The 367-nt window shown below is 68.4% G+C and carries 1 protein-coding gene; it reads right to left on the minus strand.

All coding sequences use genetic code 11. From position 1 onward, the window contains the following. Nucleotides 1-367, minus strand: a 367-nt coding sequence (locus BN358_RS23085; protein WP_255346888.1) for an FGGY-family carbohydrate kinase, incomplete at both ends; no start/stop codon positions are given.

Consider the following 367-nt stretch of genomic DNA (forward strand, 5'->3'; position numbering starts at 1 on the left):
GTCCCTCCACCGGAGGAGACGATGCTGCGGGCGCCCTGCCCATGCTCGGCCAAGTAGTCGAGGTTCCTGCGGAGAAGGTGCGCGACGCCCTCCATCACGGCGTAGGCGAGATCCACCGCGTCGTGGCGCAGTTGGAGGCCGAGGAAGCCTCCGCGAGCGCCGGGGAGGAAGTCCGGCGGGTTCACTCCGGTCAGGTACGGCAGGAAGATCGGCGCCTCGTCGTAGGCCCGTCCCGGCAGTGCTCGCTCGAGCTGGTCGTAGGGGATCGTCGCCGTGCGCTGGAACCAATCGAGGCAGACCCCACCACTGTCCGCGCAGGTGAACAGCACCGTGTCCTGTGCTCCGATGCCCGGATGGAACGACACCT

The sequence above is a fragment of the Sedimentibacter sp. B4 genome, assembly GCF_000309315.1.
GTDB classification, from domain to species: domain Bacteria; phylum Bacillota; class Clostridia; order Tissierellales; family Sedimentibacteraceae; genus Sedimentibacter; species Sedimentibacter saalensis.